3 protein-coding genes are annotated in these 2,161 nt (G+C 40.5%); all 3 read left to right on the forward strand.

The window, feature by feature from the left end:
- Positions 1-500, forward strand: a 500-nt coding sequence (locus BM122_RS23785; RefSeq protein WP_177198252.1) for a hypothetical protein, incomplete at its 5' end; no start/stop codon positions are given.
- Positions 501-1,559: 1,059 nt separating this feature from the next.
- Positions 1,560-1,646, forward strand: a complete 87-nt coding sequence (locus BM122_RS23790) for a hypothetical protein (protein ID WP_177198253.1) — start codon at positions 1,560-1,562, stop codon at positions 1,644-1,646.
- A gap of 327 nt (positions 1,647-1,973) precedes the next feature.
- The coding region (locus BM122_RS21110) for a hypothetical protein (protein WP_218152214.1) at positions 1,974-2,161 on the forward strand (188 nt) is incomplete at its 3' end.

Below are 2,161 nucleotides of genomic sequence, written 5' to 3' on the forward strand. Positions count from 1 at the left end.
GCCCAATTGTTCAGCGTATGGTGGATATTAACTGGTTACCGAGTGCTCTGCACAGCGGAGGTATAGGCTCTGGTATCGTCACAGATTATTGGGCCATGGTAGGACGTTTTGCGGCGCAATGGCCAGTAACAGGCAGTATGAACTTCATGCTTGGGGGAGAATTAGGATACGCGCCAAATGTACCAAAACGCAGCGCGATAAAAACGGGTGCGTCGGATAATGCCGATGGGCTCGCAGCCCAAGTCTCTTTCAATTTTATCGATATTGTTCCAAAGCACAGTCTCGGATTTGCGCTCGCTCGTATCGGTGATGGCTGGCTACTGACGCCATCCTTTAATGATAATGCCTATGTAGCCGAGGTGCGCTATAAATGGGTTATCGATAAAAATCATACCGTCGAAGCCCGCATGCGCTATAGCGAGGATATCCGACAGCGTACAAACTCGTCACAAAAACGTCAGGATCTCGATTATTTTTTGCGTTACACATATAGATTTTAGATTCTATTGATATTTCTTAATTAGAGCTTGCTCAGAGAATATAAACAACTGTTTTTAAGTGATCATATCGTAAAAATTACTTTTTGAGTGCAAGGTTTTTAATAAATTATGCAGAAACCCTTGTCTTGATTTGAGCTCAAGCTCTCCTAAGTCCAATCAATTTTTATTAAACCACATACTGTTATCAATAATACGTTTTTTAAACAATCTATTATGGATAATAAATTTTAAGCAAAATTACAAGAAATACTTTTTGGTAGACTCTATCTACCTTTCTTTTCTCCTCATTCTTTTCTGGCAAGTTTATCGCATCCCTTACTAGGCCGTTGACGGAGTATGTGAGCATGGAAAAAATCCATGTTTCTGGGGGTAGCTTAATTCTTCCCAAGGGTTAAAAAACGCTTGTAAGTCACTTTATGAGTTCTGGCTCGGCGGTTATTAGCTTTTACCCGCTATTTCAACGCCCTGTTAAACATTTTTTTCCCTGTGATGATCTTCCATCAATAATTTGATGGGATGGCGTTTGGCCTACGCATAGTCGTTTTCTGAACCATAGCTTTTGCCGTTGTATTGCTTGGAGTGGCAGGCATAATTGATCTCATTGGGTTAATGGATTTATGTTTGAAAAGATTTACTGTCAGATGCGAATTATTGTAGTGAGCTCATATAGGAGCAAGGATCCATTATAAAAAATCATATGCCGATTATCTTGTTTTGTTTACCAAGCTACATTGCTCTTATTCACTCTCATTTATTTGCATAGGTAATATTAGTTGCATAGTTGGAGCTTTTTCCAACTGTTGGCTATGAAATTTTTAACTAAAAGCACTTTAATGTGAGTTAGCGAACAGAAGCTAAGGAATTTGCTATCTATTATTTAAATCATTCTCCTTTTAAGACGGAGATAAGACTCCGACGACATTATATAAAGCAGGTAAGAGATTTTGTTGTGGGAGGAATTGCGAAGTTGAAATATGAGGAGCTTCATTATGACTTCAGATAGAGGGAAGGGAAAAGAGTGGCGATGGCGATCATATTGGTAGACGAGGGTTTGCTTCAATGGATAAAGGTAAGCAGCGCGAAATAGCCAGCAAGCGCGGCGAAGCAGCCCATAAGACAGCCACTGCGCATGAGTTTGATTCGTAGGAAGCCCGGAAAGCTGGCAAAAAAGCGGTGAGACAGTTAGCAATGATAAGGAACATATGTCCGAGATTGGTCGGAAAGGCGGTAAAAGCGGCCATGGTGACGGTAGGTATAAGGAGCAGAAAGCCAACGAGTAACCAGCCATTAGAAATAGCTGCTTTATAAATGAAATTTGAAACTTTCAATTATTATAGCGTTACTCATGCATCGAGTTTATTGCTAGCACTCTATTAATAACTAAGCTTTACCTACCCGGATCAACATTTATATTTATTCATTATTCTTCAGGTTAGCGCAAGATGGGTTACCTTGAGGAGACAGGAGAACAAAATGGCACTTAATTTATTTGAAGATAAAGGTTGCCCGTTAGATAGGCAGCGGTTTACCTGGAAGGAGCTGGTTCAACCTCCGATTAGCAAACTCGATGATGACGCGTTCACGCGGGTTCGAGTTATTTTGATGAATGGCATAGAAATAGAAGCAATACGTTTCTCGCATGGGTGTGCTCGAATGAATCG

The organism is Nitrosomonas communis, from assembly GCF_900114745.1.
Taxonomy (GTDB): domain Bacteria; phylum Pseudomonadota; class Gammaproteobacteria; order Burkholderiales; family Nitrosomonadaceae; genus Nitrosomonas; species Nitrosomonas communis_A.